The 15,979-nt window shown below is 39.1% G+C and carries 14 protein-coding genes; 13 read left to right on the plus strand and 1 reads right to left on the minus strand.

From position 1 onward, the window contains the following. The first annotated feature begins 176 nt into the window (after positions 1–176). From LOS73_RS11280 to LOS73_RS11310, 7 genes are all read left to right on the plus strand, one after another. Positions 177–1,355 (plus strand): IS4 family transposase, encoded by a 1,179-nt coding sequence (locus tag LOS73_RS11280; protein WP_457933648.1) that lies wholly within the window; start codon positions 177–179, stop codon positions 1,353–1,355. A 416-nt stretch (positions 1,356–1,771) separates the two neighbouring features. Next, the gene (locus LOS73_RS11285; protein WP_007375195.1) at positions 1,772–2,170 is read left to right on the plus strand and encodes a type IV pilin protein; all 399 of its coding nucleotides are present in this window, start codon (positions 1,772–1,774) and stop codon (positions 2,168–2,170) included. Positions 2,171–2,177: 7 nt separating this feature from the next. Next, positions 2,178–2,612 (plus strand): GspH/FimT family pseudopilin, encoded by a 435-nt coding sequence (locus LOS73_RS11290; protein ID WP_457934960.1) that lies wholly within the window; start codon positions 2,178–2,180, stop codon positions 2,610–2,612. Beyond that, entirely contained in the window at positions 2,606–3,016 is a 411-nt protein-coding gene (locus tag LOS73_RS11295; protein WP_457933649.1) for a type IV pilus modification PilV family protein, read from the plus strand. The genes LOS73_RS11290 and LOS73_RS11295 overlap by 7 nt, the downstream gene beginning before the upstream one ends. After that, positions 3,013–3,525 carry a PilW family protein gene (locus LOS73_RS11300; protein ID WP_007375192.1) on the plus strand — a complete coding sequence of 171 codons (513 nt, stop codon included), beginning with the start codon at positions 3,013–3,015 and terminating at the stop codon, positions 3,523–3,525. Before LOS73_RS11295 ends, LOS73_RS11300 begins: the two co-directional genes overlap by 4 nt. Beyond that, positions 3,526–4,263 carry a PilX N-terminal domain-containing pilus assembly protein gene (locus tag LOS73_RS11305; RefSeq protein ID WP_457933650.1) on the plus strand — a complete coding sequence of 246 codons (738 nt, stop codon included), beginning with the start codon at positions 3,526–3,528 and terminating at the stop codon, positions 4,261–4,263. Positions 4,264–4,502: 239 nt separating this feature from the next. Beyond that, on the plus strand, positions 4,503–5,444 hold the full coding sequence (locus LOS73_RS11310; protein ID WP_457933651.1) for a DUF7305 domain-containing protein: 942 nt from the start codon (positions 4,503–4,505) through the stop codon (positions 5,442–5,444). A 90-nt stretch (positions 5,445–5,534) separates the two neighbouring features. On the opposite strand, the gene LOS73_RS11315 is transcribed toward LOS73_RS11310, so the two are convergent. Continuing rightward, entirely contained in the window at positions 5,535–6,263 is a 729-nt protein-coding gene (locus LOS73_RS11315) for an NUDIX hydrolase (RefSeq protein WP_457933652.1), read from the minus strand. 364 nt (positions 6,264–6,627) lie between these two features. Here LOS73_RS11315 and LOS73_RS11320 point away from each other — a divergent pair, with 364 nt between their 5' ends. From LOS73_RS11320 to LOS73_RS11345, 6 genes are all read left to right on the plus strand, one after another. Continuing rightward, entirely contained in the window at positions 6,628–7,983 is a 1,356-nt protein-coding gene (locus tag LOS73_RS11320; RefSeq protein ID WP_457933653.1) for an MFS transporter, read from the plus strand. A 63-nt stretch (positions 7,984–8,046) separates the two neighbouring features. Next, positions 8,047–9,114, plus strand: a complete 1,068-nt coding sequence (locus LOS73_RS11325) for a glycoside hydrolase family 43 protein (RefSeq protein ID WP_457933654.1) — start codon at positions 8,047–8,049, stop codon at positions 9,112–9,114. Between the two features lie 386 nt (positions 9,115–9,500). After that, on the plus strand, positions 9,501–12,530 hold the full coding sequence (locus LOS73_RS11330; protein ID WP_457934961.1) for a TonB-dependent receptor: 3,030 nt from the start codon (positions 9,501–9,503) through the stop codon (positions 12,528–12,530). Positions 12,531–12,707: 177 nt separating this feature from the next. Then, complete coding sequence (locus LOS73_RS11335; protein WP_457933655.1) at positions 12,708–13,451, plus strand: SapC family protein; 744 nt, start codon at positions 12,708–12,710, stop codon at positions 13,449–13,451. A 10-nt stretch (positions 13,452–13,461) separates the two neighbouring features. Further along, positions 13,462–14,472, plus strand: coding sequence for a cupin-like domain-containing protein (locus tag LOS73_RS11340; protein WP_457933656.1), 1,011 nt, complete (start codon positions 13,462–13,464; stop codon positions 14,470–14,472). Between the two features lie 21 nt (positions 14,473–14,493). Further along, complete coding sequence (locus LOS73_RS11345) at positions 14,494–15,978, plus strand: tryptophan halogenase family protein (RefSeq protein ID WP_457933657.1); 1,485 nt, start codon at positions 14,494–14,496, stop codon at positions 15,976–15,978. The last annotated feature ends 1 nt before the right edge of the window (position 15,979 follow it).

The raw sequence follows: 15,979 nt of genomic DNA on the forward strand, positions 1-15,979 counted from the left end.
ATGAATTGAGCTTCAACTCAATTTCTTAAGATCTTACCTATGACATCCATGTAGGCAACAAAGAGTTAATTGCCGCTAGGCAGAACCCATCGGGCTGACGAATCCCCAAAACGTGACAGGCACAGCAATTTATGATCTTATGTAAATCACCACAACCCACATAAGTCACAACTGCTATGCCTGACACATCAGTTTGCCATAAGTACTTTAAACATGCATTAGCGCCATTCAATAATGCCAGAGTAAAAACATTACTAAGCTGCAGTAATGCATTAATTTCGGGCAATAAACTTACCTTAACTGAAATCGGCAGAAATTTGTCTGGCGCTGTGGATGTAAAACATAAAATAAAACGCGTTGATCGCTTCTTAAAAAATACTCACCTCTACAATGAAAGGGTCGCTATCTATAAAGCATTAGCTCATCCTATTATCGACTCTTTACCAATGCTTGCAATTGCCGTTGACTGGAGCGGTGCCTGTGGTCACGACTATCACTTACTGCGAGCAAGCTTACTTGTGGATGGGCGCTCTATCGTGATTTATAACATGATTGTTGAGCAGAAGAATTTTGATAGCCCAGCAACCAACAGCCTGTTTTTAGATGAACTTTATGAAGTACTTGGACGACATCCTAGTGTCTATATTGTAACAGACGGCGGCTTTCTTACGCCTTGGTATAGTAAAGTACGCGAACTTGGTTGGCATATGATAGGTCGATTAAGAGGCTCAATGAAGTGTAAACTAGCCATGCAATCACAATGGCATACATTAAAACAACTTAGGGCTGGTGCCAGCGATATACCAAAGGCGTTAGGTCAAGCAAGACTAACTCAGTCCAGCCCGACAGCATGCGATGCATTTTTACACGTATATCATGGAAAAAATAAAGGAAGAAAAGGAAAAAGCAGATTTACGAAAGATACAAAAATGTATCAAAACTTAGCGAAAGAGCCATGGTTACTCGCGACATCAGACAATACAATGACGAGTAAGCGAGTAGTTGGTTTATATAGTAAAAGAATGCAAATAGAGCAAAATTTCCGCGATGACAAAAGTTTGAGATATGGTTTTTCGTGGCGTTTTAGTAAAAGCACCGGCATAAATAGAATAGGAATATTATGCTTGATAGCCACAATAGCGAGCACTGCGTTATGGTTTATAGGGTGTGAAGCAGAAAAAAGAAAGTGGCATATAAACTTTCAAGCAAATAGTGTTAAGAATCGCCGAGTTCTTTCATTTTTAACCTTAGCCAAGCAAGTCATAAAGCTATGTAAGAGACGTATTACACAAAGCTATATAGAAAAAAGTTTAAAAAACTTTATTTTTAATTATCAAAAAGAGGCCGCTGGATAAAGTGGGGATCCCTCAGCCCTTCGGGCAGCGCATGTTTGGTATTTATGCTACGTTATCGCCTATTTATGGGGAATAACCGTACTGCATAGGCTCTGCCTTGCCTAAAGATTAAACATGTTGCTGCAAATATCAATAAGTGATGTATATTGTTAAATGATAACAATTTTCAGAAGCTTGTTAATATATAACAAGCTCAACGGGAGGTTTATATGTGGTAAGCTCTTTTGGGCTTCACACTAATTGGATGATTTTGTTGTTTCATTAAATAACGGCATGACTAAAGTTATCTTGAAGCTTCTAAAAAATTAAACTTATTATATAATTGACCAAATAAAAGTTACTAAGTATTAATAAATATACGCACATCTTTATTTTTAAGAACGGTATCCTGACTGTAAATTAATGGAATGAAATAATTGAAAACGCAGCGGCTAAAAAAAAATAGTGGGTTTACCCTTACTGAATTAATGATAGTAATTGTAATAATTGGGATTTTATACGCAGTTGCACTTCCAAGTTATACGAGCTATATACAACAAAGTCGCAGAGCCGATGTTCAACAGGTTTTATTACAGCAAACGGCTGTTTTAGAAAGACAGTACACTCGTGTTGGTGGCTATCCTGCTACCTTTACTTTTTCGGCTTCAGATTATTACTCATTTAAATATACAAGTGATGCAAGTAAAGGCGCTTCAAATGGTTCTGAATTCATAATAGAAGTTACACCTAAAGGCGCGCAAAGTGGTGATGAGTGTGGCAAGTTATCAGTAAACCAAAGCGGCACTAAATCAGCGAGTAAATCCCAATGTTGGTAAAAAAAACATTGGTTTTACTTTACTCGAAATTTTAATAACAATAACTATAATCGGCATTTTAGCAGCAGTTGCGACTCCTTCGTTTATTACATTTATAAAGCGAGATAGACTAGTTACAAACTCGAATCAACTGCACAGTGTTTTTAAATTTGCACGCAGTGAGGCAATCAAGAGAGACCAAACTACTTTCCTTAAAGTTGAGAATAATCAATGGCTGGCAAAAACGGCAATTAATTCGACGCAAACTACTTTAAATGTTTTTGAAATTACACACAGTAGTATTTCTGTAGATTTAAAAGATATTGAGGTTACAAACTCAGGTGAATTAGATAAAACGTATCAAATTTTGGTGAGCGATAGCGACAGTACAACTGCCGATTTTGTTCTATGTATTTTACAAAGTGGACAAAGTTGGTTAGCTGAGGACCCTGAAATATGCTAACAAACTACAGCAAAGGATTTTCTCTTTTAGAGGTTATGATTGCATTAATTGTTGCGACCATTGCTTTATTAGGATTAGCATCAGGGCAATTAAAATCATTGCAATATATTACAAATAGTTTTAATTATACGGTGTCCATCATTGAAGCTAATAATGTTTTAGAGCGCATTCGGCCTCACTTATGTGAGTTGCAACAAACCAATCCAGATTTATACAATGACGCTGGTTTTAGAAGCTATTTATCTCCGCAAATTGATGCATATACACTCACTTTACCTGCTAATTTTTCAAATGAGCTGTCGGTTGAAGTAACATGGCAAGATAAGCGCTTGACTGATAATTTAGAAAATCGCGTTGTAATTACGGGCAGTTTCCCAACATTACCCGCCGGATGTACTCCATGAAACAGTTAATTAATAAGCACAGGGGTTTTACTTTAATCGAACTTATGGTCGCGCTTGCTGCTGGTATGTTTTTATTAGGCGGTGTGAGTTTGGCTTATTCTTCAATTAACAATAGTACCACGACGGTGAAAGACTTAGAAAATTCGCTAGATGTGATCCGATTTAGCAGCAAGATATTTACACGAAGTTTAAAGCAAACCAACTCAATTCCTACTTATAGCAATAAAATTTTAAAAGTTACTCAAGAAGCGGGTGTACTTGCTTGCACAGGCTCTATAATTAATGCTGCATTTACCGAAGAATATAGCCACGAAAACGACTCATTATTTTGCGATATTGGCAACGGCAAGGTCAAAATATTAAAAGGCGTTAATACAATTAGCTATGCAATTGATAATAATATGGTGAGCATTTTTGTTGAGCCTATAAATCTACCAAGCCAATTTAATAAGCGTTTAGTTATTGATATATCTCTTTCACAGATAGTAATGAATAAGGCGTTTCAATAAATGAAAAACACATCCGGCTTTACGCTTGTTACTGTACTTATTTTAACATCAATGGCTTCAATTGTTGTACTGAGCACGATTAGGGATAGTGTTATTCAAGAGCGTTTGAGTGGTAACTTTCAAAAAAAACTAAACGCAAGATTAATGTCTGAAAAAGGGGTATTTTCAAGCATAGAGAAACTTGAAGCAGAAATACTTGCAGACCCTACTATAACTATTAATGATTTAATTGCTAACAATACCCAAGTTTCAGGCACTGGTTCACTTGAATCTAGTACTTATAACGCAACTATCAAAATTGATGGCAACGGTGATGTACTAATTTCAAGTGAAGGTACTCGCTTTGAAGGCGAGGATCAAATGCAAGCCATATTCGAATTTGTTGCAGGTCAAGGCGGAACCACCAGTGATTCTGTTTTCTCCCAAGGGGTTACAGGGTGCTCTGGTGTTGCAATTACTGGTAGTGGCTTAATTGATAGTTATGATTCGTCTTTAGGGGATTATAACGACACTCTAGATGATGGCAGTAAAAATACTTCAGAAGAGTCTTTCGTCAATACAGTTAACGATACTGGTGATATTACTCTAAATGGTAGCGGTACAATTGAAGGTGATGTTTTATCCTCTAGTAACTTATCAATTAGGCAAGGCGCAGATGTCACAGGCAATATTCATAGTAATGGAAATTTAATACTCTCTGGTGGCGTGGTCATTGGGGGGATGCATCAGCATATTTAAGCTTCACACAAAGTAGTGGTACTGTCTCGGGTAGTATTTCAGCAAACCAATCTATATCAGTAAAGCAAACTCAGGTTGGTGGTGATATTAGTTCATCAGGTCCAATTTCTATTACAGGTAATACCATTCAGGGAACTGTTCGCTCATATGATTTAGTCGCTCTTAATCAAACAACAATACGTAACGGCGTTTATACATCAGGTAATTATGAGCAAACAGGTGGCAGTGTCTACGGTGGAGTGCGTGTTCAAGGCAATGTGACGCTTAAACAGTGGGGCAGCACTATTGCAGGTAAAGATTTAAGGTATGCAGGTCGTGGCTCTTTTAAAGGTGATACTCCTGAATATGCTTTTTCACCTTACAGGGTATCAAGTACAGAAATATCAATGCCAACTATTGAGCCGGTTGAAAAAATAACACCAGAGAGTGAAAATAATAGAGGGTTAACTGCGTGTGATCCACTTGGTATTGCAACAGCAATTGATGGCGTGTCAGTTAATACAACAAGCCCTGACCTTTTTATAAATAACAATAGCAGAGCTGGTGACTTACTCGAGTTAGAAACTAACACGGCTAACTTTTTAGTAGATTTTGGTAGCACTCCAAATGGTGCCATCAATGCTAAAACTGCTACTTTTCTTGATTCAGCAACTCAAATATTTTATTTTGATGATGTGACAATTAAAGGGCGAATGCAGGTAAAAAGTAATCATAATGCAGTTATGTTTGTTGCTGGCGATTTTACAATGAGTGGCGCAAGTTCGCTAACGATCCCTGATAACAGTAGCTTAACTATCATAATTAAAGGAAAGCTTAAGATAGGAAATGGGGCACAAGTTTACGTACCTGACAATGGAGTTACAAATGAAGGCCGACCCGTTTTTAGTATTTATAGTTCATACAATGGAAATGACACTGGGATAGAGTTTTCAGGCGGTACACGAGAGCTTTACGCTGTTATATACGCACCACTTACAAAAGTAAAAGTTACTTCGGCTGTCGGTTTTAAAGGGTCTATCTTAGGAGACACCGTTATTGTAAGCGGCGCCGGTGGTATTCACTTTGACACGGCATTAAATGAAGCAAGCTTTGGTGGTTCTTCATCTGGTGGTAATGGATCTGCAAGTAAGTTAGTTTTCAAAGGGTGGCGCTTTACCCCTGTTGAACAAAGCAATGAATAACAAAGCTATTAGGTCGTTATTCAAAGCTCATTTCCCTAAGAGAATTTATCAAGATTGTTTAATTAATTGCTTTGACTAATATTTGCATACTTAAAACTCAAACGTAAAACCAAACTCTCTTAATTTTTCATACACGTTTATGTCAAAACGATACAAAGTCGCGGCTCTGTGAGCTACATTTGTTTGTTTTTCTTTGCAGTTTATTAGTAAGTTCATTTTTTGAAACTTACGTCTAAAGTTAGGTTTATCAAGTGATTTATTTAAAATCGACTCGTATATTTCTTGAAGCTCAAGCAGGGTAAATTTTTCTGGAAGTAAGCTAAAACCAATCGGCTCGTGCCTTACTTTATAGCGTAAGTAATCTAAGCCACTTTTTAAAATGTCGGCGTGGTCAAACATTAAAGGGGGGACGTTATTTACATCAAACCATTCACATTCTAAAGCATTGTCGCCGCTCACAAGATTGGTTTCTTCAAAGCGTACGAGCGAATAGTAAACAATGGTTATAATACGTCTAGCAGGGTAGCGGTCAACGTTACCAAACGCGCCTAACTGATCTAAATAAAGGTTTTCAACACCGGTCGTACTTTTAACAACACGTAAAGCTGCAAGGTCTAAGTTTTCATCTTTACGAACCCAATGACCAATTAAACCCCATTGGCTTGTTGCAAGGCCTCGATTATATTTAACCAGCAACACCTTTAACTTACCTTCATGAATAGCAAATACAATATTATCTACGGTTAGATTACTAATGCAGTCATCAGGAATCGATTCTTCGTCGATGTTGTTAGAAATGTTTGATGTTTTATAGTGCATAAATTACTCAGCCAAAGCTATACGGAGATATTGTTATAAAGACTATTAAGGGTATATAAAAGGTGGGTAAAGCGCAAATAAAAAGCTTTTATAATTCCTATTTAAAACAATCACATCTATTTAATTAATCACTTTATACACTGTACCTGTTTTTACGCGTTAACGCCGATATTCGACTTAGGTTTGGTATTGGTTTTTTATTGAACGAATAATGCCTTTGTATGTTAGTAAATTTAACGCTTAATTAGCGCCATGTATTAAATAAATTACCAGTAGATTAAAAATGTAACATAAATGTTTACATGCGCCAAAAATGCATATAGTATTTTTGACTATATCGATTTGCATTGAAAATTGAGCACACATGAACAACACAAAACACACACTCACAATTAAAGAAAAAATAGGGTACGGCCTTGGTGATACAGCCAGTAATATTGTATTTCAAATGGTCGCTAACTTTATGTTGATATTTTATACCGATGTTTACGGTTTATCTGCAGCCGCTGCGGGCACCTTATTATTAGCGGTTCGTTTATTTGATGGAATTACCGACCCAATAATGGGCAGTATTGCCGATAGAACGCGCAGCCGTTGGGGCTCTTACCGCCCATATATATTATTTTTAGCCGTGCCTTACGGTGTGTTTGCTTGCTTAGCATTTATAACCCCAGATTTTGATTCTACGGGCAAGCTTATATATGCCTACTTTACTTACGGGCTTTTAATGACGTGTTATACCGCCATTAATATACCGTACGGCGCACTTGGTGCAGTAATGACAAACGATCCTAAAGAGCGTGCATCGCTTCAGTCATACCGATTTGCAATGGCAATGGCAGCACTGCTTGTAATTGTATGGGCACTGCCTAAGCTGGTTGCTTTTTTTGGTGACGGCGACGATGTAGTAGGTTACCCGCTAGCCATGGTGTTTTTAGGCGGACTTGCAGCGGCTTGTTTTTTACTGTGTTTTAAAATGACCAAAGAAACCAAACAAGTTAAACCCGCGCAAAGTAAAAAGAATGCCTTTCTTGAGTTTTTAAGCTTATTTAAAAACGATCAATGGGTTGTAATAGCCGTTATAAGTCTAGCAACTTTAATATTAATTGGCGTTAGAGCCTCAGTAGCACCGCATTATATTAAGTACTACGTAGGAGAAGCCTCACTTACTTCTAACTTTTTAACACTTTCAGCAATTGGCTCAGTACTAGGCGCTGTGTCTACCAACTTTTTAACCAAATTTATTGAAAAGAAAACACTATTTATAGTCGCTTTAGTGGTCGTAATTATTTCTCACAGCATGTTTTACGTACTTGAGAGCGACGCCATAGTCACCATTTTTATCGTCTACTTTATTGCTAACTTTGCCCACATGATAATTACCCCAATTATGTTTTCGATGGTGGCAGATACGGTTGACTATGGCGCATTAAAAATTGGTCGCCGATTAACCGCTATTACGTTTTCGGGCCATTTATTAGCAATAAAATTAGGCTTTGCAATCGGCGGTGCTATTGCAGGGTGGATATTATCTGGCTATGCATACGTGCCTAATCAAGAGCAATCAGAATACACGTTATCAGGCATTTTACTCGCCTTTGCCGGCATTCCAGTAATTTGTACCGTGGCATGTTTAATTTTTATAACACGTTACAAACTTACCGAGCCTGAAGTAAAGCGCATTCAAACGCAGCTGGCTGATAACAAAACCATAAACTAATTTAGCAGCCCACTTTGCGCCTTTTTAAAAGCGCAAAGTGGGCAGGCAATACTAGGAGTAAAAATGCAAAATACAGCGCAAGTAGCACCCCCATCTAATGGGTTAAGTGACGCTGAACTTAAACAGTTAAAAGACCTACAACGAGCCAACTCGTTAATACAAAACCACAATGTGTTAGTTGATCACATGTATACCGCCGATCCGTCTGCGCATGTGTTTAACGGCAAAGTGTATATTTATCCTTCGCACGACATTGAATCAAAAAATGAAATTAATGATAACGGCGACCACTTTGCAATGCGCGACTACCATGTGTTTTCGCTTGACGAAAGCTCAGGCAAAGCCATAGACCATGGCGTAGCACTTTGTGTAGACGACGTAAAATGGGCAAGCAAGCAAATGTGGGCTCCCGATGCTGCGCATAAACTTGGTCAGTATTACCTTTATTTTCCGGCGCGTGATCAGCAAGGTATTTTTAGAATTGGCGTTGCAAAAAGTGACAGTCCAACAGGTCCATTTAAAGCAGAAGACGATTACATTCAAGGCACGTTTAGTATTGACCCTGCTGTATTTGAAGATGACGACTCAAGCCATTATTTATATTTTGGTGGCTTGTGGGGCGGCCAATTACAAAATTGGCAAACTAACGAATTTAATGAACAAAGCACGTATCCAAAAAATGGTGAACCTGCAATTCCTGCGCGCGTAGCAAAATTATCTGAAGATATGATAAGCCTAAGCGAAGACGTAAAAGAGGTTGTTGTATTAGATGAGAGCGGCTCGCCAATTACAGTATGCGATAACAACCGCCGATTTTTTGAAGGCCCTTGGGTACACAAACACAACGGTGTTTATTACTTTTCGTACTCAACGGGCGATACACACAAAATTGTATACGCTACGGGCGATAACCCTTACGGACCATTTACTTACCAGGGTGTTATTTTAAACCCTGTACTTGGTTGGACCACGCATCACTCAATTGTTAAGCACAATGGCGACTGGTTTTTATTTTATCACGACAGTACGTTATCGGGCGGGCAAACCCATTTACGCAGTATGAAAATGGCTAAGCTTGAGCACGACTCAAACGGAAAAATTCAAACAATAAGCCCATATGAACACGCTTAACAAAAATAGTTTTAAACAATGCAAATTATCTGCGTAAGCACCGCTTAAGCTTTTATTTGCACAAAAAAGATATAGTCAATGTGACCATTAATTTATTTTGTTAATGGTCTAAATAAGAGGAAGCTGAGGACATATGACAAAATGAAAATATTTTAAAGCAAAAATTAGCACAAAGAATTAGCATAAACGTGCTGTTATTTAATGGTTTTTAGTTAAGTAGCACATGTTTAAAACTGGTTGTGGTCTTTGTAAAACGTTTAAAACATACACACACAATAATTATTTATTGACCGTAAAATGAAACAAATAGTTTACAATTATGTTTCGAGTAATTCTTAAAGTCTTGCAGTACGTCAATAATAATTAAATAAGAAAAAGGCATCATGATGTTTAAGAAAAAGATAATTTCAACAGCCATACTCGCTGCAATGGGTACCGTTACGCTTCCTCACCAAAGCTACGCTGCCGAAACCGTTGTCGACGAAGATGTAGAAATAATACAAGTAACAGGCATTAGAGGTTCATTGCAGCGCTCTATGGATGTTAAACGCGACTCTTCTGGTATTGTCGATGCTATTTCGGCTGAGGATATGGGGAAATTTCCTGATACTAATCTTGCTGAATCGCTGCAACGTATTACCGGCGTATCAATTGATAGAGCGGGCGGTGAAGGTAGCCGCGTAACAGTACGTGGATTTGGACCTGCTAATAACTTAATTACTATTAATGGCCGCCAACTTCCAAATACAACAGGTGACCGTACATTTGATTTTGCTAATGTGGCATCTGAAAGCGTATCGGGCGTGCAAGTTTATAAAACATCAGACGCAAGTGTTACCTCAGGTGGCATTGGCGCAACTATAAACTTAACAACAAACAGGCCTTTAAATAGCCCAGGTATAAAAGCATCGTTTGGCGTAAAAGCTGTAGACGATCAATCAACTGATGAGGGCAGTATTACACCAGAGGTAAGTGGTTTATATTCGCAAACATTTGGTGACGATAAATTTGGTATATCTATTTCAGGTAGCTACCAAGACCGTGAAAGCGGTATGCAACAGTTTATTCAAGATCAAGGCTACAGAGCATCTGATTACACAAATACAGGGTGGGGCGGTGTACCTGCAGGCGCAGAGGGCGGAGCAAACAGACCTACATCAGGTATTTATTCAAACCCGCAACAACCACGTTATGTGTTTGAAGAACGCCAACGTGAACGTGTAAATGGCCAGCTAGTTTTTCAATATCAACCTGTTGAAAACATTACAGCAACTCTTGACTACACTACGTTTAGAACAACCGTTGAAGAGCAGCACACTGATGCGTCAGTTTGGTTTAACTACGCAGGCGATAGAAGTGAATCTGTTTGGGCGGGCGAGCCTAACGCGTATCCACTTATTTACTCAGAAATTTATGACATTCAAAGTGATGCCGATTACCGCGATACGTCGCTTACGGTAGGTTCTTGGGGTCGCGAAGAAAAAACAGATTCATTAGGCTTTAATCTAGAATGGGCGGTGTCTGATCAGCTTAACCTAGAGTTTGATCACCACAGTTCAAAAGCATCAATGAAAGCAACTGATCCACGCCACGGTACACGTAACAATATTCAGTTACCGTCGTACACACGTTCGCGCTCAGGGCTTGATTTAACAGGCGACTTACCAGGTATTGCAATTGGTAACATTGAAAACTTTAACCCAAGTACTATGCGTTTATCGGGTAGCTGGTTTGCAAACGATAAATACGATTCAGAAATCGATCAAACGCAAATTTCGGGCGACTACTACATTGACGACAACCTAAGCATTGACTTTGGTGTTGCGGTTAATAAAGTAAATAACCATTACCGTCATACGCAAGTACAGCGCCCAGATTGGGGTGGTGTTGGTGTTGAGGGTGACTTTGCTGATATTGATTGGCGCCAAGATACTATTTTAGATAAGTTTCAAGCTAAAGCGGGTAACTTTGAAGGCACTGCATCACAAGGCGAATACGATTTATTTAATACAATCTTTTTTGCCGACTTTGATGCGATTGTAAATGCAGCAGAGTACGCAGATCCTATTGCTAACGTAGATAACCTTTATGGTGATTGTAAAGCAGCCGACGGCGCAGCAGCAGGACCAAACGGCGAAGGACAATTTTGTGCCTCAACTGACTGGGATGCAGCAACAAACCGCTTTACTGAAGAAAAAACGCAGTCTGCTTTTGCACAAGTAAATTATAAAGGCGAATTGAGTGGCATGTTCTTCGACCTGCAAATTGGCTTACGCTACGAAAAAACAGACGTATTTTCTAAAGCAACCGCACCCGGTTACAGCCGTGTAGAGTGGAACGAAGATACAGCTACATCAGTAACCGGTGTTACCGGTATTGAAACGCTAAGCCAGTCGGCAGATTACAGCCAGTTCCTGCCAAATATTAATTTTAATATTGAAGTTGTTGAAGATGTAATGATTCGCGCAGCAGCGAGCAAAACTATTTCAAGAGCGGGTTATGGCCAGCTACAAGGCGGTACAACGATTAATACCGGTGGTAGCTTAAGTGGTTATTCGGGTGGCTCTGGTAACCCAGGACTTAAACCGCTTGAATCAATTAACTACGACTTATCTAGTGAATGGTATTACGGCGAAGGTAGCTATATTTCGTTTGGTTACTTTAAAAAAGACGTAACAAATTGGATCACTACAGGTACTATCGACTCAAATATATTTAACTTAGCTGATCCATTAAATGGTGAAAAGTTTAGAGCTGCTACAGCGGCACTTGGCGCTAATGCATCTAACGAAGATATCAGAACCTATATATTTGAAAACTTTGCTGATGATCCAAATGTACAACCTAAATTTGATGAAGATGGCGAGTTAGACGGCGGCACAATTGTTGGTGACCCAGACTCAGATGATCCAATTAACTTTAGAATAAACGTGCCTGTAAATGGCGACCAAGAATACACCATTGATGGCTTTGAATTTAATATTCAGCATTTATTTGGTGAGTCAGGCTTTGGCGGTATTTTTAACTACACCATGGTTGACTCGGGTCTTGAATACGACAACGACTCATTAGAGGATACAGAAGCACTTGTAGGGTTAAGTGATACTGCAAACGTGGTGTTCTTTTACGATAAAGAAGGCTTACAAGCACGAATTGCGTATAACTGGCGCGACTCGTTTTTAAATGAGCGTCGTGTAAATGGCGATTTAACCGCACCAATTTACACCGATGAGTATTACCAAATAGACTTTAACGTAAGTTACGAAGTACCCACAGTAGAGGGACTTACTGTATTTATTGAAGGTATAAACATTACCGACGAGTACGTAACATCGTACGGGCGTAAGCAAGAGCTGATTTATAACATCACTCAAACAGGCTCTCGTTACGGTTTAGGTGTTCGTTATAATTTTTAATAAATCACCCTTGTAGCAACCTTATAAAAGCCGCATTTTGCGGCTTTTATATTTGCCTAAATTAACCTAGTAATAATAATATCCAGCTGTTATAGTCAATATGAATTTAACTTATTTGTTACATTCTATGTGTAGAAGTAGTTAAAGGCACACAACAACAATTGGAGCACACAATCCATGGCCAATCATGCATTATTAAATAATGTTGAACATCAGCATTTAAAAATAAACCCTGCACGCAGCACACACCTAGGTGATGGGGTTTGGTATAGCGAAACATTTGTGAGCGAATTTAGAGTCGCTCAAGCACATTACCCAATATTTTTTACCAAAGACGATACAACAAATACATTTTCGCCGGTGTGTTTGTACGGCATAAATAAAGATGAAAACTTATTTTTAGCAAACCAGCAATGGCAAGCACACTATATTCCACTAAGTATGCAGCGATTGCCTTTTGCTATCGCGACTCAAAATACAATGCAAAACGGTGTGGCAACGCAAGAGCGCATGCTTAGCATTGATTTAGACTCGCCAAAAGTGTCAACAAAGCAGGGTATTAACTTATTTTTAGAACACGGCGGGAATAGCGATTACCTCGAAAACATAATAAATGTGCTCGACAACTTGCATCATGGTTTACAAGAAAATCAGCCATTTATTAAAACTTTGATTAAACATGGTTTGCTTGAATCAGTATCGCTAGAGCTTGATTTAGTAAACGGGCTTAAACATAACTTACTTGGTTTTTATACCATCAACGAAGACTCACTTAACCAGCTAAGTAGCGATGCAATTGCAGAGCTGCATTCACAAGGGTATTTAGCGTGTATATACATGATCATTGCATCGCAAGTACATGTGCGTGATTTAGTGGCGCTTAAAAACGAGCAACTTAAGCTACAAAAGCACGCGGTATAAGTGCTTAACAATGGAAAATTTAGCAAATAATATTCAAACGCTAAGTGGCTTAACTCCCAGCACGTTACCCAAGGAGCTTTTAAACTCACCTGTGCCTATTGTACTAAAAGGGTTTGTGAGCGATTGGCCTCTAGTTATTGCCGCTAAAAAATCTGATGCAACTGCAATTGATTATTTAACGCCGTTTTACAATGGTTTTTTAGTTAACAATTGCACAATACCTGCCAGCCAAAATGGGGTTGTTGGGTATAACAGCGATATGAGCGGTTTTAACTTTACTAATCAGCAAGCGGAATTTATCAATACGCTTGAGCAAATAACGCAAACTGCTAATAACCCACAAGCAGACACCTTATACATTGGCTCTACTAGCATTGCACAGTGCTTACCTGGTTTGGTTAATCACTGCCACGTTAACGCATTAAACGAAGGCTGTTTATTTAATGTATGGGCAGGCGGAAAGGTTACCGTACCAGCACATTACGACGTAGCGCAAAATTTAGCATGTTGCGTTGCAGGTAAAAGGCGTTTTACTTTATTTGCCCCCGATCAAATAGATAATTTATACATAGGTCCGCTTGATAAAGCACCCGGTGGTCAGCCAATAAGCTTAACCACCACAACTGCGCCCAACTTCACGCAATACCCTAAATTTGAGCAGGCAATAAAAGCGGCAATTACCGTTGATCTTGAAGCAGGCGATGCCCTTATATTACCCAGCATGTGGTGGCACCAAGTAGAGGGGCTTGGCAGTTTAAATATACTGTTTAATTATTGGTTTAAAAATACGCCAGCGGTGTATGGGCAGCCTACTAATGCGTTGCACCTTGCTATTTTAAACATACGTAATTTACCAAAGCATGAGCGCGCAGCATGGCAACGTTTGTTTAATTACTATGTATTTGCTGATAACGAATTTACCCACATACCAGAGCCCGCACAGGCAATTTTAACAAAGCCAATGAATGAGCTAACAGCGCGTAAATTAAGAGCCGAATTACAAAATAAATTAAGACGCTAGGCGACTTGTAAGGTTTGAATTATGAATCAAAATGCAATTAAAAAAATCGTAATAGCAGGTGGCGGTACCGCCGGTTGGATGTGCAGCGCTGCAATGGCAAAGCTACTAGGTAAAAATATTGAAATATGCTTGGTTGAATCCGATTTAATACCTACCGTAGGGGTCGGGGAATCTACTATTCCTACGCTGCATATATTTCATGATTTACTAAAAATTAGCGAATCAGAATTTATGGCAGCCACTAATGCCACGTTTAAATTAGGCATATCGTTTGAGGGCTGGAAACAAAACCAGCAAAGCTACTTTCACTCATTTGGTTATGTGGGGCAAGGTTGTTGGGCTGCAGGTTTTCAGCACTTTTGGCTAAAAGGTATGCAACAAGGTGTAGCTGCCGATATTGGTGATTATTGCACAGAGCACGTAGCAAGTCGCTTGGGTAAATTTGCCGTAGTGCCGAATCAAGACCGTAACCATGCTTATCAGTTAGATGCCGGTTTGTACGCTAAGTTTTTACGTAATTTTGCACAGCAAAACGGCGCTAAACGTATAGAAGGCATGATAAGTAAAGTTAATTTAGAGCCCACTAATGGCTTTATAAAATCGCTTACTTTAGGTGACGGGCAAATTATTGAGGGTGATTTATTTATAGATTGCACCGGCTTTAAAGGTTTATTAATAGAGCAAGCGCTACACACCGGATACGAAGATTGGAGCCATTGGCTCCCGTGCGACAGCGCAGTGGCAATACAAACCGAATTAGTAAGCCCAATAGTGCCATATACGCGTGCAATGGCACATAAATGTGGTTGGCAGTGGCAAATACCGCTGCAAAGCCGCCGTGGTAATGGCTTAGTGTTTTGTAGTAAATACATGAGCGATGATGAGGCAAAAACAGCGCTACTCAATAACGTAGAAGGCAAACCTATTAATGAGCCGCGCGTTATTAAATACCGCACCGGTACACGGCGTAAACATTGGAACAAAAACTGTGTTGCTATTGGCTTAGCAAGTGGTTTTATTGAGCCGCTTGAATCAACCAGTATTCATTTAATTCAGCAAAGCATTATAAGATTAATGCAAAACATGCCAACCAAAGCAATCGAGTCGTGCTATCAAGATGACTTTAACAACAAAATGCGCTTTGAAGCCGAAAACATTCGCGACTTTATTGTACTTCATTACCATGTAACACAGCGCACCGATAGCGACTTTTGGCGCTACTGTAAAAACATGCCAATTCCAGAGTCGCTTGCCAAACGCATTGAGCTATTTAAGCAAAGTGGGCATGTTTATAAAGCAGAGCAAGAGTTATTTGGTGAAGCCTCGTGGTTACAAGTGATGTTAGGGCAAGGGCTAGTGCCGCAAAATTATCATCCGATTGTTGATAGCATGAGCGATGATGAGTTAAAGCACTTTTTAGAGTCAATAAAAAATCATGTTGCTAAAAAAGCAGATAGCTTACCGAGTCACATTGATTTTATTAATCATTATTGCAAGGCTAAGTAAG

The sequence above is a fragment of the Pseudoalteromonas sp. SCSIO 43210 genome (assembly GCF_054133285.1).